The sequence below is a fragment of the Martinezella dioscoreae genome (assembly GCF_009176305.1).
Classification (GTDB): Bacteria; Pseudomonadota; Alphaproteobacteria; order Rhizobiales; family Rhizobiaceae; genus Rhizobium; species Rhizobium dioscoreae.
This window is the reverse complement of sequence record NZ_BLAJ01000001.1, coordinates 340,236-366,373: the sequence shown is the minus strand read 5'-3', so window position 1 is coordinate 366,373 and position 26,138 is coordinate 340,236. Positions and strand designations below refer to the sequence as shown.

The window sequence follows — 26,138 nt, the reverse complement described above, 5'->3', positions numbered from 1 at the left end:
CATGACCGTTTCCGATCCCCGCGCCTTCCTGACCTCGTTGTTCGATGCAGCCGTGCGCGCCGCCGATCCGCTGACGGGCATCCGTACGCATCTGCCTGCTAAGCCAAAGGGCCGGATGATCGTCATCGGCGCCGGCAAGGGATCTGCCCAGATGGCGGCCGCGCTGGAGCAATGCTGGCAAGGCCCACTGGAAGGTCTTGTCGTGACGCGATACGGATTTTCCGCCCCGTGCCGGCAGATCGAGATCGTCGAAGCAGCCCATCCTGTGCCGGATGAAGCGGGCCTCATCGCTTCTCGTCGGCTTCTTAAACTTGTCGAGGGCCTCACGGAGGACGATCTGGTAATCGCTCTGATATCAGGCGGCGGCTCGGCGTTGCTGCCCTCGCCCGCTGGCGGCTTGAGCCTTGCCGATGAAGTCGCAGTCAACAAGGCGCTGCTTGCCTCGGGCGCACCAATCTCTGCGATGAATGTCATTCGCAAGCATCTGTCGACCATCAAGGGCGGCCGGCTGGCTGCCGCGGCCCATCCCGCCAAAGTCGTCTCGCTCGTCGTCTCGGACATTCCCGGCGACGACCCTGCCCTGGTGGCCTCCGGCCCGACCGTACCGGGCGCGGGCACGCGCGCGGACGCACTCGACCTCATCCGTCTCTACCGCATCGACCTGCCGCCGGCCGTTCTCGCCCATATCGAGAAAGTTGAAGCGGATGCGCCGCGCCCGGACGATCCGCGCTTTGCCGGCAATGAAGTGCATCTTATCGCATCTGCCGGCGTCTCGCTGGAAGCCGCCGCCGAGGTAGCGCGTGCCGCTGGCATTGAAGCCGCCATTCTCTCGGACGCCATAGAGGGCGAGGCCCGCGAAGCGGCCCACGTCCACGCTGCCATCGCCCGCGAAGTACTTCACCGCAACCGCCCCTTCACCAAGCCGGTCGTACTATTGTCAGGCGGCGAAACGACGGTGACCTTGAAGGGCAACGGCAAGGGCGGACGAAATTCGGAGTTCCTGCTGTCGCTGGCGATCGACATCGACGGCCACGCCGGCATTCACGCGATGGCGGCCGATACAGACGGCATAGACGGCAGCGAGGACAATGCCGGCGCCTTTGTCGATGCTGGTACGGTGGCGCGTTTGCGCAAAGCCGGAATGGTACCGGCCGAGATGCTGGCAAACAATGATGCCTGGACTGCTTTCAATGCCATCGGCGATCTCTTCGTCCCCGGCCCCACGGGAACGAACGTCAACGACTTCCGTGCTATCCTGATCGCGTAACCATCGGAACCGATGGCTTAGACAATCGCAGTGCAATCGTCACAGCGCCAATAGGCGGCTGCCGTCGATGCCCATCGAAGGAAATGTCGGCTGCAATGGTCGCATTCGATTTCCACGACATGCGTCCTTTCGCCAACGATGAATGGCCTGCTCTTGATCCTGCGCTCGCTCTTCCATTGCTCGAGCTTCGTCACGGCCATGATTACCCTCCACGCAACACTCGCCTCGACAAGCAACAATCTAAAATAGATTCAACTAATAAAAGAATATTGCAAGTGCGAAGCGTTTTTCTGCGTGGCAGGAGGACCAAAATTATCCGTAGTATTGCATGGAAGACATAGCTGATCGGATTCCGGCCCATGGCGGGATCCGCTCCATTAAAAAATTATGACAGCGGATATCGCCATTTTCATGCGCGACGCCATGTCATTCGTTGGCGATTTTCCATCAAGATAATAATGGGAGGCATACTCATCATGCGCCACTTCCGCCAGCGGGCGATTTCGTCGGTAACCCTGGTCACATTTGCTCTCTTTTCCGTCACCGCCAGAGCTCCCGCGCCGCCACCGGTCGAGGCGGAGCATGGCATGGTGGTCACCGCTCAACATCTCGCCACCGATGTTGGCGTCGAGGTGCTGAAAAATGGCGGCAATGCCGTCGATGCCGCCGTTGCAGTCGGCTATGCGCTGGCGGTGGTCTACCCGACCGCCGGCAATATCGGCGGCGGTGGCTTCATGACCATCCGCATGCGCGACGGCAAGACGACCTTTCTCGATTTTCGCGAACGCGCACCCCTGGCGGCGACCAAAGGCATGTATCTCGACGACAAGGGCAATATCGTCAAAGGCGCCAGCACGGATGGCTATCTCGCCGTGGGTGTCCCCGGCTCGGTCATGGGCTTCGAGACCGCCCGCGAGAAATACGGCACAAAGTCCCGCCAGGATCTGATCGCGCCGGCCATTCGCTATGCCAAGGAAGGCTTCACGCTGAACCAGGCCGACGCCGCCGAACTGAATGAGGGCAAGAAGTGGCTGTCGCGCGACCCGGCCACCGCCGCGATCTTTACCAAGTCGGACGGCAAACCCTTTGTCACGGGCGACAAGCTGGTGCAGCCGGATCTCGCCAATGCCCTATCAGGCATTTCCGATCAGGGGCCGGATGGCTTCTATAAAGGGCCGGTCGCCAACGCCATCGTCAAGGCAAGCCGGGACAAGGGCGGCATTCTCGCAAACCAGGATTTCGAACAATACAAGGTCCGCGAACTCGAGCCCGTGAAGTGCAATTATCGCGGCTACGAGATCATCTCCTCGCCGCCGCCCTCCTCCGGCGGCGTCATCATCTGCGAAATCCTCAACGTGCTGGAAGGCTACCCGCTCTCCTATACCGGTTATGCCTCAGCCGACACGGTCCATTACATGGTCGAAGCCATGCGTTACGCCTATGTCGACCGCAACTCGGCGCTCGGCGATCCCGATTTCGTCGACAACCCCGTCAGCAAGCTGCTGGACAAGGCCTATGCCCAGAAGATCCGCGATGGCATCTCCCCCTATAAGGCCGGCGTCTCCAAGGATCTGATGCCGAAGGGCCTCGGCGAAAGCCACGAGACGACGCATTATTCGATCATCGACAATGACGGCAATGCCGTCGCCGTCACCTACACGCTGAACGGCTCCTTCGGCGCCGGTGTCGTTGCGCCCGGCACGGGCATCCTCTTGAACAACGAGATGGACGACTTCACCTCCAAGCCCGGCGTGCCCAACCTTTACGGCCTGGTGCAGGGTGAGGCCAATGCCATCCAGCCGAAGAAGACGCCGCTATCGTCCATGAGCCCGACGATCGTCACCAAGGACGGCAAGCCCTTCATGGTGATCGGCAGCCCCGGCGGCTCGCGCATCATCACCATCACGCTGGAAGCGATCATCAACGTCATCGATTTCGGCATGAACATTCAGGAAGCCATTGACGCCCCGCGCATCCATCACCAATGGCTGCCGGATAAAGTCTACATGGAGCCGCGCGCACTTTCGCCCGATACAATCAAGCTTTTGACCGGCATGGGCTATACGGTTCAGGTCGACAATAGCTGGCCGATCTGGGGCCAGGCCGCGGGCATTCTCGTGGGCGGCAAGAGCCTCAGCGACATCGCCAAGGGCGGTGGCGCCCGCTACAACGGCGCCATGGACAGCCGCGCCGGCTCGGGGCTGGCCGAAGGCTACTGATCGCCTCGGTGCCTGCTGAAAACGATGATTCGGATCGGTGCCATCACCAACTGGCACCGGTCTTTTTGCCTATGGCATCCGGCCAAACGAGCACATTATCTTACGCGAACAAACCAAGCGTGAGCATTTCGGCGCGATATCGCGCCTATTCATTCACCTCACGTTCATTTGATGCCGTTTGCCCCTGCATGTGCGTCATTTTTTCATCCCATGAATGGGATTTGCGATTTCTGATATAGCAATCGCGTGCAAGCAGGAGTATACAAACCGCCGTTCAAATAGGCCTTCGCGCCATGACCAGACTTGCGGTTCTGTCTTAGGACCCCACCGCACCATCGAGAGCGATCCCCGACAATGTCGGATCAGATATTCCAGGCCGCCCCCGTCAGGCGGGCCGCACCGAATTTTCGTGTAGTAGCACTTATCGTAGCAAGCGCAATGTTCATGGAACAGCTTGACGCGACCGTGCTCGCAACAGCCCTTCCGACCATGGCGAGAGACTTCGGCGTCAGCGCGCCGGCCATGAGCATCTCGCTGACTTCATACCTTCTCAGCCTCGCGATCTTCATTCCCGCCAGCGGCGCGATTGCAGACCGCTTCGGGTCGCGCACCGTCTTCCGATCCGCCATCGCCGTCTTCGTCGTCGGCTCGCTTCTCTGCGCGCAGGCGCCGAACCTGTTCTTCCTCGTGATTGCGCGCCTCCTTCAGGGTCTCGGCGGCGCGATGATGCTGCCCGTGGGTCGCCTCGTGCTGATGCGCAGCGTCGCCCGCAAGGATATGGTCAACGCCATGTCCTGGCTGCTGATTCCGGCGCTGGTCGGCCCCATTCTCGGCCCGCCGATCGGCGGCATGTTCGTCACCTATCTCGACTGGCGCTGGATCTTCTACATCAACGTGCCGATCGGCATTATCGGCTTCATCCTGGTGACGATGTTCATCGAGGAGGTGAAAGGCCCGCGCACCGGCCGCTTCGATCTCTCGGGCTTCATCCTCTCGGGCATCTCGCTCGGCTCTCTGCTCTTCGGCTTCGAGATGTCGAGCCGCGAGGGCGAAGGCTATCTCGCGGTCTTCCTGATCTCCATCGGCCTGCTCTTCGGCATCGCCTATTTGCGCCATGCCCGCAAGCACCCCTCACCGATCATGGATTTCTCCTTGATGAAGGTGCCGACATTCCGCACCTCCGTCATCGCCGGTTCGCTGACGCGTATCAGCCAGGGGGCTCATCCCTTCCTCATTCCGCTGATGCTGCAGCTCGGCTTCGGCCTTTCGGCAGCCGCAGCCGGTCAGATCGCCATTGCGACCGCGCTCGGCTCGATGGCGATGAAGCCGCTGCAGGTCCGCATCCTTCGCACGCTCGGCTTCCGCACCACCCTTATCATCTTCGGCCTGATCGGCACGCTCGGTTACGGCATGTGCGCCATCTTCAAGCCGGATTGGCCGCTACCGGTCATTTTCGTGATCCTGTTCTTCTGCGGCTTCTTCATGTCGTTCCAGTTCACGGCCTACAACACGATCGCTTATGACGAGATCGAGCGCGACCGCATGAGCATTGCCACGAGTTTCTACTCCACCTTCCAGCAATTGATGCTGTCCCTCGGCATTTGCGTCGCCGCCCTTGCCCTGCATGGCTCGACGCAGTTCCTTGGCCACGCCAAGCCCGAGATGATCGACTTCTCCGTCGCCTTCATTGTCGTCACGGCCATTGCGCTTCTCGCAGTCATCTGGAACGCCAGCTTTTCGCGCACAGCCGGTTCGGAAATCAGCGGCCACCGCCGCAGATCGCCCGAAGACAGCCTCGGCGAGCACTGATGCTCGCCGCCTGCCAAGCCAGGCAATAACCTGTTTTGTGAACAGTGCCTCCACGGACGGCGCATTGCATTGAACAATGACGCCAGCCTAAATACCACCAGAACGAAATAACGGTCTGGAGCATCCCATGGTCGCCGGCATCCACCACATCACGCTGATCACACGTAAGGTCCAGGCGAATGTCGATTTCTACGTCGGCTTCCTCGGCCTGCGCCTCGTCAAGCGCACCGGCGGTTTTGAGGATGCCACGCAGCTTCATCTCCTCTATGGCGATGCCGTGGGCTCCCCGGGCTCGCTGATCACCTTTCTGGTTTGGGAAGATGGTTCTCCCGGCCGGGCCGGCGTCGGTCAGGTCGGCGAAATCTCGCTCGCCATCGATCCGGCCAGCATCGGCTTCTGGCTGACACGCGCCCTGAGCGCCGGTCTGAAGCCGGAGGGTCCCTCAGAGGAATTCGGCGAGCCTGTGCTTCGGCTGAAGGATCCGGACGGCGTCATCGTCAAACTGGTGGGAACGAACACGCTGCAGGCCGCAGCTCCTTGGACGAGCGACACCATTCCGCAGGAGCACGCGATTGCCCGCATCCGCGGCGCAACGCTGTTCACCGAAACGCCAGAGGAGACGCGAGCCATGCTGGTCGATTACTTCGACTACCGTCCGCTTGCCACCAGCGGAGCGATCAGCCGGCTCGTCTCGGAGCCCGGCGATATCCTCGATATCCGCGATGCCCGCGGTTTCTGGGCAAGCGCCCCGGGCACGGGCACGGTAGATCACGTCGCCTTTCGCGCCGCGGACAATGCCGAATTGCAGTCGGTCCACACCGCACTCCAGGCGATCGATTCCGGGCCGACGACGATGCATGACCGCAAATATTTTCGCTCGCTTTACGTTCGCGAGCCCGGCCGTATCCTGTTCGAACTCGCGACGGACGCGCCGGGCATGTTGATTGACGAGGACGAGGCAACGCTTGGCACGCGCCTCTTCGCTCCCGGCGACAGTCCGAAGCTTTTGGCCGAGCTGAACGTGATTCTGCCGCAGTTCTCCATGCCCGGCGAGCCCCGCGTCATCTATCGCGATCTGCCCTTCATCCATCGCTTCTTCACGCCCGATGAGCCCAACGGCAACATCTTCGTCCTGCTGCACGGCTCGGGTGCCAACGAAACAACCATGCTGCCGCTCGGTCACAAGATCGATGCCGACGCGACCTTGCTCAGCGTACGTGGCCGTGCACTCGAGGAAGGCGCCCCGCGCTGGTTCCGCCGCAATGGGCCGATGTCCTTCGATCAGGCCGATATCGCCAGCGAGGCCGAAGCCTTTGCCGCCTTCATTGATGGCGCGGTCCATGCCTACGGGCTTGATCCGGACCGCATCGTTTATATCGGCTATTCGAACGGCGCCAACCTGCTGAACGCCATGCTGTCGCTGCACCCGCACCTTATCCGCCGCACGGTGCTGCTGCGCTCCATGGCGGCCCTCGAAAATCCGCCTGCAGCGGACATGTCGGATGCCCAGGTGCTGTTGGTTGCCGGAGAGAAGGATCTGTATGGTCCCTATACTCAACCGCTAGCCAAACGTCTGCGGAATGGCGGCGCCGTGGTTGAGCTTGCAACAGTTCCAGGCGGTCACGAGTTTGACGATGCGGACGTGCCCGTTATTCAGGCTTGGTTGAACAAATCCGCCTGAGGCGGATCTTCCGAATGTAAACGACAAAAGCCCGCCAGATGGCGGGCTTCTGCTTCGAGCAAGCCAGCAGTTTCAACCCTTGAACGTATATTCCGCGATCGATTCCGGCTTCATCTCGATCGAGAAACCCGGCAGGCTCGGCGGCATATAGGCTGCGTCGCGGATGATGCAGGGGTCGATGAAATGCTCGTGCAGATGATCGACATACTCGATCACGCGGCCGTCCTTGGTGCCCGAGACGGCGATATAATCGATCATCGACAGGTGCTGCACATATTCACACAGGCCAACGCCGCCGGCATGCGGCCAGACCGGCAATCCATACTTGGCGGCGATCAGCAGCACCGCCAGCACTTCGTTGAGACCGCCCATGCGGCAGGAATCGATCTGCACGATATCGATCGCGCCCTCGGCGATGAACTGCTTGAACATGATGCGGTTCTGGCACATCTCGCCGGTCGCGACCTTCACCGGCCCGATGGCCTGGCGGATCTTGCGGTGTCCCGCAACATCATCCGGGCTTGTGGGTTCTTCGATGAAGAAGGGTTTGGCGAAGGCGAGCTTCTTCACCCAGTCGATCGCCTGATTGACTTCCCAGACCTGGTTGGCGTCAATCATGAGATAACGGTCGGGGCCGATCACTTCGCGGGCAATGGTCAGGCGGCGGATATCGTCTTCGAGATCGCGGCCGACCTTCATCTTCACATGGTTGAAACCGGCGTCGATCGCCTCTTGGCACAGGCGGCGCAGCTTGGCATCGTCATAGCCGAGCCAGCCGGCAGATGTCGTGTAGCAGGCATAGCCCTCGCGCTCGAGCGTGGCGATGCGGTCCGCCTTGCCGGCTTCCGCCTTCTTCAGGATAGCGACGGCCTCGTCGCGGGTCAGCACATCGGTCAGGTAACGATAATCGACGATATCGGCGATCTGCTCGGCATCCATCTCCGAAACTAGCCGCCAGACCGGCTTGCCGGCCTCCTTGGCAAGCAGATCCCAGACAGCATTGACGACCGCGCCCGTCGCCAGATGCATCGCGCCCTTCTCCGGGCCGATCCAGCGCAGCTGGCTGTCGCTGGTCAGATGCCGCCAGTATTTGCCGGGGTTTTCCAGAACCGTCGCAAGCTCCGTGCCGACGACAAGATGCCGCATCGCCTCGATCGCCATGCAGCAGATGTCGTTGCCACGGCCAATGGTGAAGGTCAGGCCGTGACCGGCAAGACCTGGTCTGTCGGTCTCGAGAATGACATAGGCTGCCGAATAATCCGGATCTGGATTCATCGCGTCCGAACCGTCGAGGCTCTGCGATGTCGGGAAGCGCAAATCGAAAACGCGAAGATTGGTGATGCGCGTCATTGGAAAACTCCTTCTAAATCCATCGCGGCCTCTCGACCCCTTTAGCCAAGGTCGAACTCCTCCCAGAGTGCCGCATTATGCTCGCCAACGTGCGGGGCCGCACGCTCGAATTTCGGTCGCTGCCCATCGATACGGATAGGCAAGCGGGTGGTACGCAGGCTGACGCCATCATCGCGCCCGACCGTCTGCAGCATGTCAAGAACGCGAAAACCTTCACTGCCCAGAAGCTCCGGCCAGTTCAGCACTTTTGCGCACCAGATGTCGGCAGGTTCGAGGATCGCTAGCCAGTCGTCAACGTTGCGGCTGGCGATGCGCGCAGCGATCAGCGCTTTGATTTCATCGCGCGCCGTGAACCAGCTTTTCTCATGATCGCGATAGGCCGCAAGCTCGTCTATCCCGAGCAGATCGGCAAGTTTGGAAATCGGCGTCATAGCGATGGCGAGATAGCCGTCGGCGGCGGGATAGACGCCATAGGGGGCGGAAAGATAGGCATGAGCGCTACGAACATGGGAGCGCTCGGGCAGCTTATAGCCATTATTCATGTGAACGCTCAGCACCTCAACCTGCAGATCGACCAGGGCTTCCAGCAGGCTGGTCTCCACCAGTCCACCCTCGCCCGTCACGCCGCGCCGCACCAGCGCCGCCAAAATACCCTGGGCGGCAGCCGCACCCGCCAGCATATCGCCGATCGCGAGACCAAAAGGCACGGGCCCCTGTCCCTCGTCGCCGTTCAGCCACATGACGCCGGAACGCGATTGCGCCAGAAGATCCTGCCCCGGCCGCCCGACCCATGGTCCCTCTTCGCCGTAGCCGCTGATCGAGCAATAGACGAGACGCGGATTGAGCTTGCTTGCGGCCTCGTAATCCAGCCCCAACCGCTCGATCACACCGGGGCGAAAGTTCTGAATAAGCACATCGGCCTTGGAGACCAGCTTGCGCAGCGCGCTCATATCGCGCTCGTTTTTCAGATCGACCGCGAGGCTTTCCTTGGAGCGGTTAATCGCGTGGAAGATCGTCGAATCACCGCTTTCATCGTCGCTGAGATAAAGCCTGCGCGAAAGATCGCCGCCACCGGGACGCTCGATCTTGATCACCCTGGCGCCGAGATCCATCAGCCGCAGCGAGCAATAGGGACCCGACAGAAACTGGCTCATGTCGACGACGACAAGTCCGGCCAGCGGCAAGTCCCTCTTCAGTGTCATTGATATTCCCGCTCCCCGACATCACCCCGGCCCAAAGCGCCTCTCCGCCTTGAGGATTATCCTCGTCACCGGTTCCTGCGTCAGCCTCAATCTTCTTATGTGAATAGTATTTTCACATATGGATGACTTTTGCAAACGAAAAGAGGAAGGATAATGGAAGCTCCCGCGCCCAGGTCGTCAGGAAATAGATTATGGTTCCACATAATGAGAGCTGATGAAATGAAGGGAGATAAGGAATGGCGACGGTCAAGTTACTCGATGATGCGGAAGCCGAGGCAATCCCGGCGGTCAAGGCTGTGTTCGACGACATTCGCGCGGTGAGAAAATCCGATTTCGTCAATAATTTCTGGCGCGGCCTCGCCAATGATCCTGCATTGCTTAAGCGCACCTGGGAGGGCCTGAAAGCGGTCATGGTGGCGGACGGCGCACTTGATCCGCTCGTGCGCGAGATGATCTACATAGCAGTCTCCACGGCCAACGGTTGCACCTATTGCGTCCATTCGCATACCGCAGCCGCCAGAGCAAAGGGCATGACTGACGCCCAGCATGGGGAACTGCTGGCGGTTATCGGACTTGCCGGACAGACCAATCATCTCGTGACGGCGATGCAGATCCCCGTCGATCCGGAATTCGATGTCGGCGGCCGATGACACGCAAAAGGCCCGCGGGCACATGCCGGCGGGCCTTCCATAAACAATCTTCGCTGTTAGCGATCCGACGTTTCCGCCGCCTGGGTATCTGCCGCAATGGCAGCGACGTTGACGCCGTTGTTCACGACCAGCAATCTTTTGCGAACCAGAACGCCCATCACGCGGGCGGCGGTCGAAAAGGTCATCGTGTCGAGCGGACCCTCGCCCTCCCAAGGCTTGGTCAGCCGCTCTGTCACGGCCGAGACGATATTGTTGGGCACGATATCAGTGCATTCGCGCATAGCTTCGAACACGACGCTAATGGGATGGATACGTCCCTCGAACGTCACGATCGGTTCGGTTACTTCGCTGTCCCATTCCTCGAAGGCATAGAGCGCTTCGCGGAAGAGCTGCTGCAGGGTAATGGGGGCATGACCCTCATGAAGGGGCGGCAAGGCATTCGACATGTCTGTCTCCTTTCAATTGGAAGTCCGGCGCATATATGAAAGTTGATGGTCTCTCCTCCGAGACCCAAGCGCTGCTTCTTCAGTTTGGCGCGCCTTAAATGGGGGGAGCGGCGCGGCAAACCATCTTGTGACCGGCGCAACGCGGGACGCACACGAAATGTTCCCACCGGTCATGTAACTTGATCAAGTCTATAGATTAATCTCGACTTGAAAAGCCTCAATGATAACTTTCTGCAATTCTCTTTATTTTTGAATGGCTTCACGTAGAGTGAAATGACAGCGCATCTGTGGAAGGCATGCGAATCTCCATTCAGGGCCGAAAGGACGCGACCATGTGCGGCGATCATGAACACGAGCATCAACACGGGCACGATCATAGCCACCAACAGGTCGATTGGCGTGAATATGGCGTCAAGATCATTCCGGGCAATGCCCTCGACCCGAATACGGCGCAGACGCCGGGCATGAACCGCGCAACAGCAATCAATCATGCCCGCGCAGGCGCTGAAAAGATCTGGGCGGGAACCGTGACGATCCACGCCAACGCCAAGACCGGCGCCCATCATCACGGCGATCTCGAAAGCATCATTTATGTGGTCAAAGGCCGGGCGCGGATGCGCTGGGGCGAGAACCTGGAATTCGTCGCCGAAGCCGGGCCTGGCGATTTCATCTTCGTGCCGCCTTATGTGCCGCACCAGGAGATCAATGCAAGCCGCGACGAAACGCTGGAATGCGTGCTTGTCCGCTCCGGGCAGGAGCCGGTCGTCGTCAATCTGGATATCGAACCGGTCGAAAAGCCGGAAGAGGTCCTCTGGAAGGACCCAATCCATCGCTGAGGCGATCAATTTTTGAGCAAATGCCTATTTTGCCGCATAAGTAATCTATAGTAATTATAGAAAATAAGTTTGCTCTTTTGCGTTGCACTGAAAAGAGTTTTTCAGAACCGCAGTGCACAACGCATGATCCTGCTTCGCGGATTGAGCACGCGTCTGAAATGATCCTGCTGTCAACGAGAGAACGATCTCGATCATCTGGAACAGGATTTCCCATGACTGAAAAGCTTTCTAGAGGTTTCGCTGCGCTGCGCCTTTCCCGCCGCGCCGGCCTTGCCGCCATCCTCGCTTCCGCTGTCGCCGTCTTCGGCCTGACAGCAACCGCCATGCCGTCTTTCGCTGCAGACAAGACGATCAAGGTCGGCATCATGAGCGGCGAGGACGAGGATGTCTGGCGCGTCGTGGTCGCCGAGGCCGCCAAGAAGGGCCTGAAGGTCGAGCCGGTCGTCTTCAACGATTATACCCAGCCCAACGAAGCACTCGAGCGCGGCGAAATCGACGCCAACGCCTTCCAGCACAAGCCCTACCTCGACAACCAGATCAAGCAGCACGGCTATCACATCGCGATTGCCGGCTACACGGGCATCTGGCCGATCGGCCTCTACACGAAGAAGTACAAGACGGTAGCCGACCTTCCGAAGGGTGCTGCCATCGGGGTGCCAAACGATCCGTCCAACGAAGGCCGCGCATTGCTCGTTCTGCAGCATGAGGGCATCATCAAGCTCAAGGAAGGCACCGGCATCCTCGCCACGGTTGCCGATATCGCTGAAAACCCGAAGAACGTCGACATCAAGGAACTGGATGCCGGCATCGTCGGCCGTTCGATCGATGATCTCGATGCAGCCGTCGTCAACACCGACTGGGCACTGAAAGCAGGGCTCTCGGCGAAAGACCGCATCGCGCAGGAGCAGACCGAAAACAATCCGTACCGCAACTTCATCGCCGTCAAGCAGGGCAGCGAGAATGAAGCTTGGGTCAAAACGCTGGTCGCCTCCTATCAGAACGACACCGTCAAGGCCGAGTTCGACAAGGTCTACAAGGGCACCGGTCAGAGCGCCTATTGATCTCAGAACGGCGCGGGGGACAGCGCTGAACGGCGGGCGGCCAGGGCATCTTGCCCGGGCCGCCTTTGATGTTTTCCCCGGCAGGATGCGATGAAGTGTAACTGAAATTGGCCGAGAAATTCGTGGAGAGTGTGCACCCCCTCTGTCCCTTTCGGGACATCTCCCCCACAAGGGGGGAGATTGGTAATATTTGGCAAGCCATTGCCAGAAACACGCATCGCATCTGCTGACACATTGCGGATTGTTCTGCTAAGCGCGCAACAAACTCCCAACGATCTCCCCCCTTGTGGGGGAGATGTCACGAAGTGACAGAGGGGGGTACAATGGCCTCAACGAACTCGGAGGCCGCTTTTATACAAAGAGAAGCACTATGAATTCTTTCACCCCAGCCACATCGATCGACGGACAGGCACCGCCTGAAGCGACAGGCGACGAGATCGTCCGCCTGGTCGATGTCCGCCGCCGGTTCGGCGCGACGCCGGCGCTGGATGGCATATCGCTGACCGCACGCCGCGGCGAAATCGTCGGCATCATCGGCCGCAGCGGCGCCGGCAAATCGACGCTAATCCGCTGCCTGAACGGGCTGGAGCGTGTCGATAGCGGCGAGATCCACATCGAGGGCCGCGATATCGCCCGCCTTTCGGAGAAGGAGCTGCAACCGCTGCGGCGCCGCATCGGCATGGTCTTCCAGCACTTCAATCTGCTGTCCTCCAGGACGGTCGAGGAAAACATCGCACTGCCGCTGAAAATCGAGGGCGTCGCCAAGGCGGAACGATTACAGCGCGCCCGCGAACTGCTCGAACTCGTCGGCCTTGCCGACAAGGCCAAGGCCTACCCGTCCGCCCTGTCCGGCGGCCAGAAGCAGCGCGTCGGCATTGCCCGCGCCCTTGCCGCCCGGCCCGCAATTCTCCTGTCGGACGAAGCCACATCGGCGCTCGACCCGGAAACAACCCGATCCATTCTGGCATTGTTGAAGGACATCAACCGCAAGCTCGGCCTGACGATCCTGCTCATCACCCACGAGATGGAAGTGATCCGCTCGATCGCCGATCGCGTCGCGGTCATCGATGCCGGCCGGATCGTCGAGGAGGGCTCGGTATGGACGGTTTTCGCCAATCCCCAGCAGGACATCACCGCGAGCCTGCTCAGCGGCGCGCGCCCGCAGCTTCCAGACCATATTGCCGCCCGCCTTTCCCCGACATCGGGTGCCGAAGCCATCCTCAGCATCGATCTTGCCGGCCCTGCCGCGCAGGGTGCGCTCTTTGCCGAACTCTCGGCCGCTCTTCCCCGCTCCTTCCGGCTGGTCCATGGCGGCATCGACCATATCCAGAACCAGCCCGTTGCCCGCTTCTTCGTCGCGGTGCCGACGCGCGACGCGACCTTGCCGACCCAAGTCGGTGACTTCTTGAAAGCCCGCTCCGCACGGGTGGAGGTTCTAGGCTATGACAACTGATGTAATCCTCGGCCTGCTTTGGCGCTCCTTCTGGCAAACCGTTTGGATGACGGGCGCCTCCGGCTTTCTTTCCCTCATCATCGGCCTGCCGCTCGGCCTTGCTCTTGTCGCTACCAGCCGCGGCGGCATCGCCGAACAGGGTGCGATCAACCGCGTCCTGGGCATCCTGGTCGACGGCTTCCGCGCCGTGCCCTTCATCATCCTGCTCATCGCCTTAATTCCGCTGACGCGCCTGATCGTCGGAACCGCGCTCGGCACGACAGCCGCGATCGTGCCGCTGACCATCGCCGCGATCCCCTATTACGCGCGCGTCGCAGAGGTCTCGCTCCGCGACGTCGATCGCGGCCTGATCGACGCCGTGCGCGCCATGGGCGGCAATCGCTGGACGATCGTCCGCGAAGTGCTGATACCGGAAGCGATGCCCGGCATCGTCGCCGGCTTCACCGTGACTATGGTCACACTGATCGGCGCTTCGGCCATGGCCGGCACGATCGGCGGCGGCGGCCTCGGTGACCTTGCCATCCGCTATGGCTATCAACGCTACGAGACGAGCGTCATGATCGCCGTTGTCATCATCCTGATCATTCTGGTCTGGGGCATGCAATGGCTGGGCGATCGCCTCGCCAATAGGCTTGATCGCCGCTAGCTTCGTCGATACGAATCCACTCCCGGTACAGAAAGACATTGCTCCGGGAGTGAAGACGAAAGATCAGTTGCGCGTCACTGGCCTCGAGCGCATGCGCGATACCGTTTCCCGCTCGGCGCGCTTGCAGCGCATCGGCGGCAGGCCGCGATCCATCAGATCCATATCCTCCAGGACCATGTCGCCCATCTTCTTGAAGGCGCTGTCGAGCGCACCGGCACGATGGGCGGAGCGGAGGAAGCCCTTGAGCTTGCGTACCGGGTGATCGGAGCCGAGCGGCTCCTCGGGGTAGACATCGCTTGCCGCCACGATATGGCCCGAGGCGACAGCCGCCATCAGTGCATCGAAATCGACGACATCGGCCCGGCTGAGCAGAATGAAGGCCGCGCCCTTGCGCATCCTGGCAAAAGCCTCGGCACCCAGAAATCCCTTGTTCTCGCTGGTGACTGCGGCAACAACGAAGACGAAATCGCTGTTGGACAACACCTCATCGAGCCCAGCGGGCTGCACGCCATGCTCCTTGAGGATCGACGGCGGCATCCAGGGATCGAACACCCTGATATTGGCGCGGAAGCCGGAAAGCACGCGGTTCAGCGCCTTGCCGAGATCACCGAAGCCGACAATACCGACATCGCTGCCGGCAACGAGCCGCGCCTTCGCATTGCCATCGCTACCCCAGAGTTCCCTGCCCTCGCGGAAATCGACATCGGCATCGACGATCCCGCGCGCCAGGCTCAGAGCAAACCCCAGGCCGATCTCGGCGACCGGCTCGGCAAAAACGAGGCCAGTGGTCACGACGTGGATGCCGCGCTCGAAAAGCACTTCATAGGGCATGTTGTTGATGAGATTGCTCTCGACATTCAGGATACAGCGCAGTTGCGGCATGCGGTCCAGCGTTTCCCTCAATAGTGGCGGCTGGCCGATGATGTAGCGCGCCTCAGCGAGCACCTCGTCGCCCAGTCCGGCGATATTGTCCGGATCCGCCTCGACGATGCGATATTTCGAATGAAGGAGCGACAATGCATCCTTGGTGAAGATAAGCTCGAGCGAGCGCGGCTCCGGCGCGCTGATGGCCAAGGGTCTGCTATCATTCGTCATTCTGCTCCTCCAATCTCGCGGCGCGATCCAACATCATTCGATGGATGAGATCAATCAGGCCTCGTCCTCTTCTCCCGGCATTCCGACGGAGAAGGCGCAGATGCGCGAGAGATAAGTCATCGGTAGGCCCGTCTCGACGTGCCAGGCGCTGAACTGATCCTGGATCAGTCGAAGATCCTTCTTGGTGGGCTTATTCTCCGAGATAGGAAGGCCGGAAAGCCGCAGGCAGACGAGAACGTCATGGCTCATGACGAAGCTGTCGCGGCCGATTGCCCGCAGGAGATACTGCCCGGTCATGCCGCCGAGCCGGTTCGCCTGCTTGTCCAGGAGAGCAAGCAGGCCGATCTGATCCTCCAGCGGCCAATCGGCGAAGAAACGGCCGACGCTGCCGTGCTCATCTGCAATCGCGCGGATGAACTGTGCATTGGCCCGCACCGACATGATCTTGGCGCCGTTGCGGATGACCCGTGCGTCCGAGGTCAGATCATGCCAGTAATCATCCGGCGCCAGATTGAGAAAAGCGGGGTCGAAGCCGGAGAATGCCGTTTCGAAACCAGCCCATTTCGAATCGATGACGTTGCGCACAAAACCCGCATAGAAGATGTAGCGCGTCATCTCCGACAAGATCCGATCATCGGGCAGAGCACGCAGCACTTCATGGTTCGGCGCCTTGGGCATCAGCGCCTTTAACGCGTCGGCGCCTCCCTTGCGCTTCTCGGCCCGCTCCCTGATCTCGGCAAAGCTTCCCATCACCCTCTCCTGTCGGCCACGCTGTGGGCCAAGTCTTTTATGATCTCATCGCCCAGTGCAAGTAATCTCCGCGCAATGATTTCCTGTGAAAAACACGACGTCGAAAGTTATGACTCGAAAGTTGATCACACCGGCATTCGAATTGATTTCCCGACGATTGAAACAGTTCCGGAGTGCTCCAGATATCGTCTTGAAATTAACTTGAGATTCCGCACACCGTAGCGTTAATTTCGGCGGCGTCGGATCGGAGCCTCCTGCCATGAACAATAAAGACTGGAATTATCCCATCATGGTCATCTGCAAGCGCACCGGAAAAGTCTATACGGTCGCGAACACCAAGGAAGCGCTGGACATGCTGCTGAACGCATGGCCTGTCGCAGAGGGCAAGGCTTTCATGATGGCTCTGCAGGTCTGTGCCGACGTCGAAAGAGGCCAGGGACAACCGCTGGAAGCCCGCAATAGCTTTGTCGCTGCAGCATCGGAGGCTGGCGTCCCCCTTGAGATGCCGGTGATTCAGTAGGAATTGCTGCCCTGTTTCGAGACCTGCTGCGCACCGTTTTCACAAGGCTTGATTGGGGTATGTCCGGTAGGCTGCCACACTGTTGAGCGCCGCACCGCTCCTACAGAAATGGTGCGGACCGATTTTCCGGAAATTGCGAAACTTTTTGCCGTGGCGGGAGTTTCACTCGCAATGTCGGAGCATCATCGAAATGAAAATGACCTTTAGGGCCGGCGCAAGCCGCTGGCCAGAGCCCGTATATCTGCGTATCGGCCACGGCATGCCGGAAGCAATTCGAAGCCCGAAGGAAGCCCACAATCACCTCCTTTTCCGCTGGCCGACCGTCAGAGGCGAAAAATACGATTCGGCCAGAAGCCTCTGCCTTGAAGCTGTGACCGACCCCTTTCTTTGCGAGTACGCCAGGAAGGTGTTCATCGAGGCCTGCATCGAAGCCGGCGTGCTCGACTAGATAGCGATACTGAACCTATTGCCGATCCGTGTTTGAGTACGCAAGCTTCCGTGCTCTGCATGCGGTATCTCGGCATAGGGCCGTCGGCCACCGCGCGTGCGTGACCATAAGCTCTCCCAAGATCTATCCAATTCTGCGGGAGAGATACGATAATTCGCCGCACTTCTACAATCATTGCGAGAATTTACGAGGTGAATTTGCTCGCCACGTACCAAGGAGCGGAACCTGTTTCACTGACCTCGGCCGGAAAGCGTCCGAATCGGAACGCTTCTTGCTGTGTTACCGAAGCATGAACGTTTCGGAGGTAATGCGTTTTGAAACGAAACACTTTACGACCATTTCCAGCTGTCACGCTTGTCATGGGTGAGAATGGCGGAACCCGCCGCGTCAATTCGGTGCATCAGGTCGCAGAGCTGCTGCTGGAACATTGGCCGGTGGCAAATGGCGAAGACTATGTCGCAGCGGTACGGGTCTGCCTCGAAGCTATGCTTGGCGCCGTCCCTGCCGAAGCCGTAAGAGAGGCCTTGATCAAGGCTGCTCGGGAAGCAGGCATATCCGTAATGCAGTGAATCACCCATCCTTCCCGCGCCACGCGGGATCTCTCTGACATTATTCACTTTTTGTGAACGAGTGCCGGCGATCTTTGCCAACAGAGGCAGGCGATTCGCCCCTGCCGATGACGGAGAGAATATGTCGCTTCTACCATTCCCGGCCGACAGGCGTACCAGTGATGTCAGGCGGTGTGCCACAGCCCTTCAGCAGCTACATGGTGAGGCGGCAAACCGCTTCTGGCGCTCGGAAATGGCACTCTTTGCCAACGCCTTGCGCGAACAGGGAGTGGAAGACGGCGAAATCTCGCGGCAAGCCGGCCTCTTCATGCATGCGGTCCAGATGGAACTGCAGCTTGCCTATGCCGAAGAGGAACTGAACGCCTCGGCCTGACGGCGTTAGAGCTTCTCCGCTTCCTTGAATTGCGAGAACGCTCTATCTCTTTGTTTTTTCGCAGTTCCGGACGGAAAACCGCTACGCAGTTTTCCTGGAGTTGCTCTATTTCGGCAATCTGCAAAATGCGATGGATTTGTCGCCGCTGGTCGGTGACTTGATCTGCACGGTCCATTCTCCCCCGGGAAAATGGAGCCCCTTTGACGAAACCACGCCGGTGATCTGCGCGCAGGCCTTCCTGGCATCGGCGTTCGGCAGATCTATGGTCGCCATGACGGCGTACCTCCGGCTGGAAACCTGGCAAGGTGCTGTAAACAAGCCGGTATTGTCGATCATCTTGCAGACCCGGAACGCATTGCTCACGGCATCGTCTGCAGCCATCGCGGAATTGGCGATCACCAGCATGGTGGCCGCTGCCAAAAACAATCTCATTGAAAATCCCGATCCCCTATGGCGGCACGGTGCCAGAGCATGTTTCGTCTTGCAAGAGATGTTGCATGGATTTCCATTGGCCGTTTGAAAATACAACGCAATTGACGGCAACTTGTTCGCCGGTGGCTGCCTTCATCCGACATCGCTGAGATATTCCGCTTGCGATCAAACCGGAGAGACAGGCTCTCGAAGATATGGCGGTGCCGATGCGCCACAGGCTGGGCCCGCCCCCGTCCCGCCGGCATCTTGCCAATGCCCGCCACTCCCCTTCGCTACATCTGACTGCGGGAAGCGCTCAATTTGCGACTTCCCGTTAATATCTTCGATATTAGAACATGCCATATTAGTGAAAAACAGGACTGAAGGAGCCAGCGCGATGACGGCATTCTCACCCGAAGGCCGGGTAGCCACCCGAAAGCGAACGCTTCTCGGCGCGAAAATCATATTTAACGACGGCCACTCGGTCTTCGATTGCCTCGTCCGAAATCTGTCCGATACCGGCGCCATGATCCAAATCGAAAACCCACTCGCCGCACCCAACGCCTTCAAACTGCAACTTTCGGACGAGAGATTATTGGCCTGCGCAGTGCGCTGGCGAAAAATCAACAGCATGGGCGTCGAATTTGTATGAGGCCGTCCCTCGGCGGCTAATGCCTCTGGCCGCCTTGCAAAACATAGATACCGGAAGAGCTATCAGCCAAATCTGATCGATATGGAGTTGCCGGCGATATCCCAAATCGCAGTTGCCGCCCTGCCGATCAGGTTCGCCCGGAACAAATAAGCCGCAGCCTGCATTCCCAAACATATGGCGCTCTGCCGAATTGGTTTGTGAAGGAGACGGCTATGAACCAAGACACTATCGATCGGCTCGATACCATCAGCCAGCAGCTTCATGATCGAGCTCTTGCTCTGTCCCAATCGCAATCCCAGGAAGGCCAAGACCACGCCCTCATGATGTCGGCACTAGCAACCTTGGCAGTAGCGGTGCGAACTTTGGATGACGACGTCGCTCGTCTCGACGGCCCCAAGGGGATTGGCGCGGCCGGTTCTTGAATTCAGCCCTTTCAAATGTCGAAAGGGTTTAGCTTTCGCGCCCATAACAAACGAGCGCTTTCTTAGGTAGCCGTGCAGAGTTGTTGGGGACGTATGGTAGCGGAGGAGGGATTTGAACCCCCGACACAAGGATTATGATTCCTCTGCTCTGACCTACTGAGCTACTCCGCCACGCTGCGCTTGATGTCGAACACCAAACACAAAGGTCAAACGAACCGCCCGCTCGAAAAGCGCTGGCTCGTCGGTTGAGCGGCTTATAAGGTGCGGTTCGGCTCGGTGTCAAGCGGATGATTTGGAAAAATCAGTGGTTTCTCCAAACCGATCTTGTCTATCGTTTAAGCTGCGACCGGGCTTGCCAGGAGCGCCTTCAAGGAAGCTTCCGCCATCGGCTCGCGTTCCGAGCGTTCGATGAAGCCGCCGCCATAGACGCGGGCGTCGTCGCCGGGTGCCGAATAGAGCGCGCAGGCCTGGCCAGGAGCGACGCCGGCCTCGCCAACCGTAAGATCGACATAGACGCCGCTGGCATCGGCGTGCAGCACGGCCGGCGACGGTGCACGGGTGGAGCGGACCTTGGCGAAGCAGGCAAAGCCTTCGCCGGAAGCGGCCTCGATCAGCGGCTTGTCGCCCAGCCAGTTCACATCTCGCAGGTAGACGCGATGCGTTTCCAGCGCTTCCTTCGGGCCGACGATGACGCGGCGCGAGCGGGCGTCGAGATAGACGACGTAGAGCGGCTCGCCTGTAGCCACACCGATGCCGCGGCGCTGGCCGATCGTATAATGCAGGATGCCCTCGTGCTGGCCGAGCACGCGGCCGTCGAGATGGACGATCTCGCCGGCAAGCGCCGCATTCGGCTTCAGCTTGGCGATGACATCGGAATATTTGCCCTGCGGCACGAAACAGATATCCTGGCTGTCAGCCTTCTTGGCAACGACCAGACCCATCTCCTCGGCAAGCGCGCGGGTCTCGGCCTTTGGCATGCCGCCGAGTGGAAAGCGCAGATAATCGATCTGCTCCTGCGTTGTCGCAAAGAGGAAATAGCTCTGATCGCGATCGGCATCGGCCGGGCGATAAAGCGCGCGGCGATGCGGATGTTCAGCGGAGGGATTCGGGCGCGAGCGGATATAATGCCCTGTTGCCAGCGCATCGGCGCCGAGTTCCTTGGCGGTCGCCAGTAGATCGGCGAACTTGACGGTCTGGTTGCAGGCAACGCAAGGGATCGGCGTTTCGCCGGCCACATAACTCTCGGCAAAGGGATTGATCACCGTCTCGCGGAAGCGCTTTTCATAGTCGAGTACGTAATGCGGGATGCCGAGCGTTTCGCAGACGCGGCGCGCATCGTCGATATCCTGGCCGGCGCAACAGGAGCCGGCGCGATGCACGGCGGCCCCATGGTCATAGAGCTGCAGCGTGATGCCGAGCACGTCATAGCCCTGCCGCTTCAAAATACCGGCAACGACGGAGCTGTCGACACCGCCCGACATGGCGACGACGACGCGGGTATCTTCCGGCCTCTTGTCAAAATCCAGTGTATTCACGGTCGTTGCCGCCAGTCTTGAACGATCTTCGATGCTGCCGAGCGGGATGACCTTTCTTCGAAACGTCGTCACGCTCTCACGATTTCATTTCGCACGATCTGATCCAAAAACCGCTGCACACTTTTCGGGATCATGCTTCTTGCCGCCGGATGCCATGCAAAAGCGGCGAATTTTCATCACAAGGGCCTTTAGCCGCTCTTTGCAGCCTGCCTCAATTGTGGACGGATATAGAAAGGATTGCCAACCCATGCAAGGGGTGAGCGAAATCGCGGATCATCCCTTTGCCTTCAAATGCCGGATCAGATTGCGGCTGCGCCTCAACACCGTGACCGCCGAGCCGATGGCGACGATCCAGAGCGCAACGGTCAAAACCCAGCTGCCGCCGCTCAATAGCGCTTCGACGAGCGAGAGCAAAGCCGCCGTCGTCGCAACCGCCATGCGGTGCTGCTTGGCCATCGGGCCGACGAAATCGCTGGGATTGCCGGTGGCGCGGCCAAGCTCGCGCACATAGGCCGTCAGCACAGCAAAGGCAGCCGCCGCCCAGCCGAGGCCTGGCATTGTGATGCCATAGCCAATACCGGCAAAGATGAGGATATCGGCGATCCGATCCGGAAATTCGTTCCAGAACGGCCCATCGGCTTCAGCCTTTCCGCCTTCGACTGCCACCATGCCATCGAGCAGATTGCAGAGCAGACGCAGCTGGCAGAACAAGGCGGCAAGGATCAGCAGGACCACCCGCATCCCGACGCTTTCCGCGACGCCAGAGAGCCAGAACGAAGCCCCTGCCAGCGCTGCCATGAGCATGCTCGCTTGTGAGATCTGGTTCGGCGTTACCGAAAGCGCGGTTATGCGCCGCGCCAGCGTCTGAGCCCATCGCGTGTTGCGGCTCGCCAGCGGTCGTCTGTCGCCCATCCCCTCGCCTGTCATCGCCCCTCACCTTTCATGACTTCGCGGCATTGCCTGAAATTGAATAATTATAGATCGCCGCATAGCTGGAGGAGACCAGCAGTGGCACGGCGATGGTCTTCAGGATCTCCGGCGTGCCGCTCAGCGCGTGGATGACAACCAAGATGGTCGCCGAGCCCAGGCAGGCGATCAGTGGCGGCGCCCAAAGGCGCACAAGGCCGCTGAATCGCCGCGACAAAGCCTCGACCACGGATTTCAGGAACAGCGTCAGGCAGCCAGAAAGCACGCCCTGCACGAGGCCTGATACCAGCGGCCGCGGCATCGGATGCATACGATTGGCGAAGACGGCCCAGCCGCCCATGGCAAGGAAGGCGAAAAGCACGTGCACGATGCTGCTGCCGGCAAGCGCTTTCACCTTTCCGCTCATGACAATGACCACCAGAAGCGCACGAGATGGAAGAAGATCGGCGCGGAAAAGACGACCGAGTCCAGCCGGTCGATCAGCCCACCATGCCCTTCGATGAGATGGCCCCAATCCTTGACGCCGCGATCCCGTTTAATCGCCGACATAACAAGCCCGCCGAAGAAGCCCATGATGGTGATGATGAAGGCGAGAAGCCCGGCCTGCAGCGGCGTGAACGGCGTCACCCACCAGAGCGTCGCCCCGATCAACGAGGAGCTGATGACGCCGCCGACAAAACCCTCGACCGTCTTCGATGGCGACAGACGCGGCGCGATCTTCGTCTTCCCGAAGAGCTTGCCCCAGACATATTGCAGGACGTCGCTGAGCTGCACGACGATCACCAGGAAGGCGATCAGCAGCACGTTGCGGCCTTCATATCCCGGAATATGCAGCGTCAGCAGCGCTGGCACATGCGAAGCGCAGAAGACGCAGATCATCAGCGCCCATTGCACTTCGGCGATGCGCACGAGAAACCGCTCGGTATCTCCGCGCAGCACCGCGATAATCGGCATGAAGAGAAAGGCGTAGACGGGAATGAAGATCGAATAGATACCGTATTGCTCGGCCCAGAGCAGGTAATATTGCACCGGCAGGGCGACGAAGAAGGCGGCGGCAAGCGCCCAATGATCCGCCCGTTTCGTGTTGATCAGCGTCACGAATTCGCGCAGTGCCGCAAAGGAGCAGAAGGCAAACAGCAGGATGACGCCGGCACGCCCGGCAATGAAGGCGATGCCGATCAGCACCACCATCACCCACCAGGCCTTGATGCGCGCGTTCAGGTTTTCGATTGCAGCATTCGATCCGTCGGGCGACAGGCGCTGTTCCAGCACATAGCCGATGATCGAGGCGACGATCAGAACGCCGAAAATGCCGAGAACGAGATGGATCAGATCGGCGCTTGCCGCACTCATGCTCAGTCTCCTGCCCGCTTGGGCGCCAGCGCCAATAAGGCCGCTTCGGCTCTTGCCAGGAACTCCGCCTTTTCCTCGGTCTCGCCGATATGCAGCGCCTCTCCGAAGGTGACGGTGCAGATCAGCGGAATAGGCACGAACTCGCCCTTAGGCATGACGCGATTAAGATTGTCGATCCAGACGGGCACGAGATCGATATCGGGGCGAGCCTGGGCAAGATGGAAAAGCCCGCTCTTGAAAGGCTGCAGCGGCTGATCGGTCAGATTGCGGGTGCCTTCCGGAAACAGGATCAGCGAGGAACCGGCGTCGAGCGCCTGCGTCATCTGCGTGACCGGATCCTCCTTGCGCGCTTCGCGATCGCGCTCGATCAGCACGGCGTTGAAAACGTCGCGGCCGATGAAGCTGTTCAGCGGGGATTTCAGCCAATAATCCGCGCCAGCTACCGGGCGAACGCGTCGGCGCAATCGTGGCGGCAGGACAGTCCAGATCAGAATGAAATCGCCATGGCTGGAATGATTGGCGAAATAGATGCAGCGGCGGGTTTGCATGCCGCTCTCGGGCCAGATCGCCCGAACGGCGGTGATGGCGCGCGCAAACAGCACGATCGCCACCGAGACCGGCTTTGCCAGCCATTCGATCGGCGTGCCCATTCCTTCCCCGAGGATGTTCTTCCGCAAAGCCTCCATAATATAGAGATAGGCGCGTTTCCTTGCCCCCGATAGTCTGCGCACCGGGCTTATCCACAACCCTCACAACAATAAAGAAAGCCCGGCGCAACTCGCGTCGCACCGGGCTTTCAGACTGGCTCTTGGGAGGAGCGAACTCTGTAGCTGCACCCTTCTTCAGGGCGGGCAGGCTCAGTCGACGTTGAAGACCAGCGGCTTTGCCTGGCGGATCGCCTGATGCGCCGTCAGCTTACCGAGCACCTCATCGCTGATCGGGCCGTCGACATAGAGAAGCGCGATGGCATCGCCACCCTGCTTGTCGCGGCCGAGCTGGAAGTTGGCGATGTTGACGCCCGCGGAGCCGAGCGTCGTGCCGATGAAGCCGATCATGCCGGGAACGTCGGTATTGGCGATATAGACCATGTGATTGCCGACATCGGCATCGAGGTTGATACCCTTGATCTGGATGAAGCGCGGCTTGCCGTCCGAGAAGACGGTACCGGCGACGGAACGCGTCATGCTGTCGGTGGTCACCGTGAGCTTGATATAGCCGTCATAGACACCGGTCTTGTCACGCTTGACTTCGGCAAGCACGATTCCCTTTTCCTTGATCATGATCGGCGCCGAAACCATGTTCACATCGGCAACCTGATTGCGGATCAGGCCGGCGAGCAGCGCGCTCGTCAGAGCCTTGGTGTTCATGTTGGCGGTGACGCCGTCGTAGAGGATCTCGATTTCCTTGATCGGATCGTCCGTGACCTGGCCGACGAAAGCGCCGAGAACATCGGCAAGCTTGATAAACGGCTTCAGGATCGGTGCTTCTTCCGCCGTGATCGAGGGCATGTTGATGGCATTGGAGACGGCACCCTTCATCAGGTAGTCCGACATCTGCTCGGCGACCTGAAGCGCGACGTTTTCCTGGGCTTCGGTCGTGGAAGCACCGAGATGCGGCGTGCAGACGACATTCGGAAGGCCGAAGAGCGGGCTTTCCTTGGCCGGCTCGACTTCGAAGACGTCGAAAGCGGCACCGGCGACGTGGCCGGACTTGATGGCGGCAGCAAGGGCTGCCTCATCGACGAGACCGCCGCGGGCGCAGTTGATGATGCGCACGCCCTGCTTCATCTTGGCGATGGCCGAGGCGTCGATAATGTTGCGGGTCTTGTCGGTCAGCGGCACATGCAGCGTGATGAAGTCGGCGCCGGCGAAGAGCTCATCGAGCTCGACCTTGGTAACGCCCATTTCCTCGGCGCGTTCCTTCGACAGGAAGGGGTCGTAGGCCAGGACATGCATCTTCAGGCCGAGGGCGCGGGCAATCACGATGGAGCCAATATTGCCGGCGCCGATGATGCCGAGGGTCTTGCCGGTGATTTCGACACCCATGAACTTCGACTTTTCCCACTTGCCGGCCTGTGTCGAGGCATCGGCAGCCGGAAGCTGGCGGGCAACGGCAAACATCAGTGCGATGGCGTGTTCGGCGGTCGTGATCGAATTGCCGAACGGCGTGTTCATGACGATGATACCGCGGCGCGAGGCAGCAGGAATATCGACATTGTCGACGCCGATACCGGCGCGGCCGACGACCTTCAGGTTCTTGGCCGCTTCGATGATCTTCTCCGTCACCTTGGTGGCGGAACGGATGGCAAGACCATCGTAATTGCCGATGATTTCGAACAGCTTGTCCTTGTCCTTGCCAAGCTGCGGCTGGAAATCGACTTCGACGCCGCGATCGCGGAAGATCTGGACGGCGGTTTCCGACAGTTCGTCGGATACGAGAACGCGAGGTGCCATGGAGGCCTCC

The 26,138-nt window shown here is 59.9% G+C and carries 28 protein-coding genes and 1 tRNA gene; 16 read left to right on the top strand and 13 right to left on the bottom strand.

The features are described 5' to 3' along the window. The first annotated feature begins 1 nt into the window (after position 1). Positions 2-1,267 (top strand): glycerate kinase type-2 family protein, encoded by a 1,266-nt coding sequence (locus tag GDN47_RS01780; RefSeq protein ID WP_145632051.1) that lies wholly within the window; start codon positions 2-4, stop codon positions 1,265-1,267. A gap of 17 nt (positions 1,268-1,284) precedes the next feature. Here the strand turns inward: GDN47_RS01780 and GDN47_RS01775 are convergent, their stop codons facing one another. After that, positions 1,285-1,467: a hypothetical protein gene (locus tag GDN47_RS01775; RefSeq protein ID WP_113395526.1), complete on the bottom strand. Its 183-nt coding sequence runs from the start codon at positions 1,465-1,467 to the stop codon at positions 1,285-1,287. Between the two features lie 276 nt (positions 1,468-1,743). On the opposite strand from GDN47_RS01775, the gene ggt reads away from it, so the two are divergent. From ggt to GDN47_RS01760, 3 genes are all read left to right on the top strand, one after another. After that, the gene (gene ggt, locus GDN47_RS01770) at positions 1,744-3,486 is read left to right on the top strand and encodes a gamma-glutamyltransferase (RefSeq protein ID WP_152092572.1); all 1,743 of its coding nucleotides are present in this window, start codon (positions 1,744-1,746) and stop codon (positions 3,484-3,486) included. Positions 3,487-3,840: 354 nt separating this feature from the next. Beyond that, positions 3,841-5,295: an MFS transporter gene (locus tag GDN47_RS01765; protein WP_152092571.1), complete on the top strand. Its 1,455-nt coding sequence runs from the start codon at positions 3,841-3,843 to the stop codon at positions 5,293-5,295. Positions 5,296-5,422: 127 nt separating this feature from the next. Beyond that, a complete protein-coding gene (locus tag GDN47_RS01760) occupies positions 5,423-6,976 on the top strand; it encodes a VOC family protein (protein ID WP_113330320.1) in 1,554 nt (517 codons plus the stop codon). Between the two features lie 72 nt (positions 6,977-7,048). Here GDN47_RS01760 and GDN47_RS01755 read toward each other — a convergent pair whose 3' ends face one another. Together GDN47_RS01755 and GDN47_RS01750 are read right to left on the bottom strand one after the other, a co-directional pair. Next, the gene (locus GDN47_RS01755; protein WP_152092570.1) at positions 7,049-8,326 is read right to left on the bottom strand and encodes an L-fuconate dehydratase; all 1,278 of its coding nucleotides are present in this window, start codon (positions 8,324-8,326) and stop codon (positions 7,049-7,051) included. A 41-nt stretch (positions 8,327-8,367) separates the two neighbouring features. Continuing rightward, the gene (locus tag GDN47_RS01750; protein WP_145632047.1) at positions 8,368-9,528 is read right to left on the bottom strand and encodes a CaiB/BaiF CoA transferase family protein; all 1,161 of its coding nucleotides are present in this window, start codon (positions 9,526-9,528) and stop codon (positions 8,368-8,370) included. A gap of 236 nt (positions 9,529-9,764) precedes the next feature. Here GDN47_RS01750 and GDN47_RS01745 point away from each other — a divergent pair, with 236 nt between their 5' ends. After that, positions 9,765-10,178, top strand: a complete 414-nt coding sequence (locus GDN47_RS01745; protein WP_113330323.1) for a carboxymuconolactone decarboxylase family protein — start codon at positions 9,765-9,767, stop codon at positions 10,176-10,178. A 56-nt stretch (positions 10,179-10,234) separates the two neighbouring features. On the opposite strand, the gene GDN47_RS01740 is transcribed toward GDN47_RS01745, so the two are convergent. Then, positions 10,235-10,624 (bottom strand): BRA0787 family protein, encoded by a 390-nt coding sequence (locus GDN47_RS01740; RefSeq protein ID WP_069611796.1) that lies wholly within the window; start codon positions 10,622-10,624, stop codon positions 10,235-10,237. A 332-nt stretch (positions 10,625-10,956) separates the two neighbouring features. Here GDN47_RS01740 and GDN47_RS01735 point away from each other — a divergent pair, with 332 nt between their 5' ends. From GDN47_RS01735 to GDN47_RS01720, 4 genes are all read left to right on the top strand, one after another. Further along, positions 10,957-11,460 carry a cupin domain-containing protein gene (locus GDN47_RS01735; RefSeq protein WP_113330436.1) on the top strand — a complete coding sequence of 168 codons (504 nt, stop codon included), beginning with the start codon at positions 10,957-10,959 and terminating at the stop codon, positions 11,458-11,460. 212 nt (positions 11,461-11,672) lie between these two features. Next, complete coding sequence (locus tag GDN47_RS01730) at positions 11,673-12,521, top strand: MetQ/NlpA family lipoprotein (protein ID WP_113330324.1); 849 nt, start codon at positions 11,673-11,675, stop codon at positions 12,519-12,521. A 370-nt stretch (positions 12,522-12,891) separates the two neighbouring features. Next, positions 12,892-13,974, top strand: coding sequence for a methionine ABC transporter ATP-binding protein (locus tag GDN47_RS01725; RefSeq protein WP_113395215.1), 1,083 nt, complete (start codon positions 12,892-12,894; stop codon positions 13,972-13,974). Continuing rightward, positions 13,964-14,620, top strand: coding sequence for a methionine ABC transporter permease (locus GDN47_RS01720; protein ID WP_069611800.1), 657 nt, complete (start codon positions 13,964-13,966; stop codon positions 14,618-14,620). Before GDN47_RS01725 ends, GDN47_RS01720 begins: the two co-directional genes overlap by 11 nt. A 63-nt stretch (positions 14,621-14,683) precedes the next feature. Here the strand turns inward: GDN47_RS01720 and GDN47_RS01715 are convergent, their stop codons facing one another. Then, the gene (locus GDN47_RS01715) at positions 14,684-15,715 is read right to left on the bottom strand and encodes a hydroxyacid dehydrogenase (protein ID WP_152092569.1); all 1,032 of its coding nucleotides are present in this window, start codon (positions 15,713-15,715) and stop codon (positions 14,684-14,686) included. 54 nt (positions 15,716-15,769) lie between these two features. Next, positions 15,770-16,465, bottom strand: a complete 696-nt coding sequence (locus tag GDN47_RS01710) for a DNA-3-methyladenine glycosylase I (RefSeq protein WP_145632042.1) — start codon at positions 16,463-16,465, stop codon at positions 15,770-15,772. A 259-nt stretch (positions 16,466-16,724) separates the two neighbouring features. Here GDN47_RS01710 and GDN47_RS01705 point away from each other — a divergent pair, with 259 nt between their 5' ends. From GDN47_RS01705 to GDN47_RS01675, 7 genes are all read left to right on the top strand, one after another. Then, the gene (locus GDN47_RS01705) at positions 16,725-16,985 is read left to right on the top strand and encodes a DUF982 domain-containing protein (protein WP_092712227.1); all 261 of its coding nucleotides are present in this window, start codon (positions 16,725-16,727) and stop codon (positions 16,983-16,985) included. A 190-nt stretch (positions 16,986-17,175) separates the two neighbouring features. Further along, positions 17,176-17,433 (top strand): DUF982 domain-containing protein, encoded by a 258-nt coding sequence (locus GDN47_RS01700; RefSeq protein ID WP_113355111.1) that lies wholly within the window; start codon positions 17,176-17,178, stop codon positions 17,431-17,433. 359 nt (positions 17,434-17,792) lie between these two features. Then, entirely contained in the window at positions 17,793-18,002 is a 210-nt protein-coding gene (locus tag GDN47_RS01695; RefSeq protein WP_173002450.1) for a DUF982 domain-containing protein, read from the top strand. Positions 18,003-18,123: 121 nt separating this feature from the next. After that, positions 18,124-18,375: a DUF6074 family protein gene (locus GDN47_RS01690; protein WP_069611806.1), complete on the top strand. Its 252-nt coding sequence runs from the start codon at positions 18,124-18,126 to the stop codon at positions 18,373-18,375. A gap of 100 nt (positions 18,376-18,475) precedes the next feature. Next, entirely contained in the window at positions 18,476-18,895 is a 420-nt protein-coding gene (locus GDN47_RS31890) for a hypothetical protein (RefSeq protein WP_156090738.1), read from the top strand. A gap of 288 nt (positions 18,896-19,183) precedes the next feature. Next, positions 19,184-19,438: a PilZ domain-containing protein gene (locus tag GDN47_RS01680; protein WP_113355115.1), complete on the top strand. Its 255-nt coding sequence runs from the start codon at positions 19,184-19,186 to the stop codon at positions 19,436-19,438. Positions 19,439-19,650: 212 nt separating this feature from the next. Further along, positions 19,651-19,860, top strand: a complete 210-nt coding sequence (locus GDN47_RS01675; protein WP_145632037.1) for a hypothetical protein — start codon at positions 19,651-19,653, stop codon at positions 19,858-19,860. A gap of 94 nt (positions 19,861-19,954) precedes the next feature. Here GDN47_RS01675 and GDN47_RS01670 read toward each other — a convergent pair. The 7 genes from GDN47_RS01670 to serA all read right to left on the bottom strand — a co-directional run bounded on the left by GDN47_RS01670 (position 19,955) and on the right by serA (position 26,128). Further along, a tRNA-Met gene (locus GDN47_RS01670) sits at positions 19,955-20,031 on the bottom strand. A 164-nt stretch (positions 20,032-20,195) separates the two neighbouring features. Then, positions 20,196-21,395, bottom strand: a complete 1,200-nt coding sequence (gene mnmA / locus GDN47_RS01665) for a tRNA 2-thiouridine(34) synthase MnmA (RefSeq protein ID WP_145632785.1) — start codon at positions 21,393-21,395, stop codon at positions 20,196-20,198. 273 nt (positions 21,396-21,668) lie between these two features. Next, positions 21,669-22,322, bottom strand: coding sequence for a CDP-alcohol phosphatidyltransferase family protein (locus tag GDN47_RS01660; protein ID WP_152092568.1), 654 nt, complete (start codon positions 22,320-22,322; stop codon positions 21,669-21,671). A gap of 13 nt (positions 22,323-22,335) precedes the next feature. Further along, on the bottom strand, positions 22,336-22,728 hold the full coding sequence (locus GDN47_RS01655) for a hypothetical protein (RefSeq protein ID WP_145632032.1): 393 nt from the start codon (positions 22,726-22,728) through the stop codon (positions 22,336-22,338). Beyond that, entirely contained in the window at positions 22,725-23,675 is a 951-nt protein-coding gene (locus GDN47_RS01650) for a phosphatidate cytidylyltransferase (RefSeq protein ID WP_145632030.1), read from the bottom strand. Before GDN47_RS01650 ends, GDN47_RS01655 begins: the two co-directional genes overlap by 4 nt. A gap of 2 nt (positions 23,676-23,677) precedes the next feature. Then, the gene (locus GDN47_RS01645) at positions 23,678-24,325 is read right to left on the bottom strand and encodes a lysophospholipid acyltransferase family protein (protein WP_145317519.1); all 648 of its coding nucleotides are present in this window, start codon (positions 24,323-24,325) and stop codon (positions 23,678-23,680) included. Positions 24,326-24,532: 207 nt separating this feature from the next. Next, on the bottom strand, positions 24,533-26,128 hold the full coding sequence (serA, locus tag GDN47_RS01640; RefSeq protein WP_145632028.1) for a phosphoglycerate dehydrogenase: 1,596 nt from the start codon (positions 26,126-26,128) through the stop codon (positions 24,533-24,535). Between the last annotated feature and the right edge of the window lie 10 nt (positions 26,129-26,138).

Coding starts and splice junctions, on each gene's coding strand:
- GDN47_RS01655 (WP_145632032.1), bottom strand. CDS start 22,728: ATGAGCGGAAAGGTGAAAGCGCTTGCCGGCAGCAGCATCGTGCACGTG.
- GDN47_RS01650 (WP_145632030.1), bottom strand. CDS start 23,675: ATGAGTGCGGCAAGCGCCGATCTGATCCATCTCGTTCTCGGCATTTTC.
- GDN47_RS01710 (WP_145632042.1), bottom strand. CDS start 16,465: ATGGGAAGCTTTGCCGAGATCAGGGAGCGGGCCGAGAAGCGCAAGGGA.
- GDN47_RS01780 (WP_145632051.1), top strand. CDS start 2: ATGACCGTTTCCGATCCCCGCGCCTTCCTGACCTCGTTGTTCGATGCA.
- GDN47_RS01755 (WP_152092570.1), bottom strand. CDS start 8,326: ATGACGCGCATCACCAATCTTCGCGTTTTCGATTTGCGCTTCCCGACA.
- GDN47_RS01775 (WP_113395526.1), bottom strand. CDS start 1,467: ATGGCCGTGACGAAGCTCGAGCAATGGAAGAGCGAGCGCAGGATCAAG.
- GDN47_RS01700 (WP_113355111.1), top strand. CDS start 17,176: ATGAAAATGACCTTTAGGGCCGGCGCAAGCCGCTGGCCAGAGCCCGTA.
- GDN47_RS01705 (WP_092712227.1), top strand. CDS start 16,725: ATGAACAATAAAGACTGGAATTATCCCATCATGGTCATCTGCAAGCGC.
- GDN47_RS01730 (WP_113330324.1), top strand. CDS start 11,673: ATGACTGAAAAGCTTTCTAGAGGTTTCGCTGCGCTGCGCCTTTCCCGC.
- GDN47_RS01675 (WP_145632037.1), top strand. CDS start 19,651: ATGAACCAAGACACTATCGATCGGCTCGATACCATCAGCCAGCAGCTT.
- GDN47_RS01740 (WP_069611796.1), bottom strand. CDS start 10,624: ATGTCGAATGCCTTGCCGCCCCTTCATGAGGGTCATGCCCCCATTACC.
- serA (WP_145632028.1), bottom strand. CDS start 26,128: ATGGCACCTCGCGTTCTCGTATCCGACGAACTGTCGGAAACCGCCGTC.
- GDN47_RS01735 (WP_113330436.1), top strand. CDS start 10,957: ATGTGCGGCGATCATGAACACGAGCATCAACACGGGCACGATCATAGC.
- GDN47_RS01690 (WP_069611806.1), top strand. CDS start 18,124: ATGTCGCTTCTACCATTCCCGGCCGACAGGCGTACCAGTGATGTCAGG.
- ggt (WP_152092572.1), top strand. CDS start 1,744: ATGCGCCACTTCCGCCAGCGGGCGATTTCGTCGGTAACCCTGGTCACA.
- GDN47_RS01715 (WP_152092569.1), bottom strand. CDS start 15,715: ATGACGAATGATAGCAGACCCTTGGCCATCAGCGCGCCGGAGCCGCGC.
- GDN47_RS01680 (WP_113355115.1), top strand. CDS start 19,184: ATGACGGCATTCTCACCCGAAGGCCGGGTAGCCACCCGAAAGCGAACG.
- GDN47_RS01750 (WP_145632047.1), bottom strand. CDS start 9,528: ATGACACTGAAGAGGGACTTGCCGCTGGCCGGACTTGTCGTCGTCGAC.
- GDN47_RS01645 (WP_145317519.1), bottom strand. CDS start 24,325: ATGGGCACGCCGATCGAATGGCTGGCAAAGCCGGTCTCGGTGGCGATC.
- GDN47_RS01660 (WP_152092568.1), bottom strand. CDS start 22,322: ATGACAGGCGAGGGGATGGGCGACAGACGACCGCTGGCGAGCCGCAAC.
- GDN47_RS01745 (WP_113330323.1), top strand. CDS start 9,765: ATGGCGACGGTCAAGTTACTCGATGATGCGGAAGCCGAGGCAATCCCG.
- GDN47_RS01760 (WP_113330320.1), top strand. CDS start 5,423: ATGGTCGCCGGCATCCACCACATCACGCTGATCACACGTAAGGTCCAG.
- GDN47_RS01765 (WP_152092571.1), top strand. CDS start 3,841: ATGTCGGATCAGATATTCCAGGCCGCCCCCGTCAGGCGGGCCGCACCG.
- GDN47_RS01720 (WP_069611800.1), top strand. CDS start 13,964: ATGACAACTGATGTAATCCTCGGCCTGCTTTGGCGCTCCTTCTGGCAA.
- GDN47_RS01695 (WP_173002450.1), top strand. CDS start 17,793: ATGGGTGAGAATGGCGGAACCCGCCGCGTCAATTCGGTGCATCAGGTC.
- GDN47_RS01725 (WP_113395215.1), top strand. CDS start 12,892: ATGAATTCTTTCACCCCAGCCACATCGATCGACGGACAGGCACCGCCT.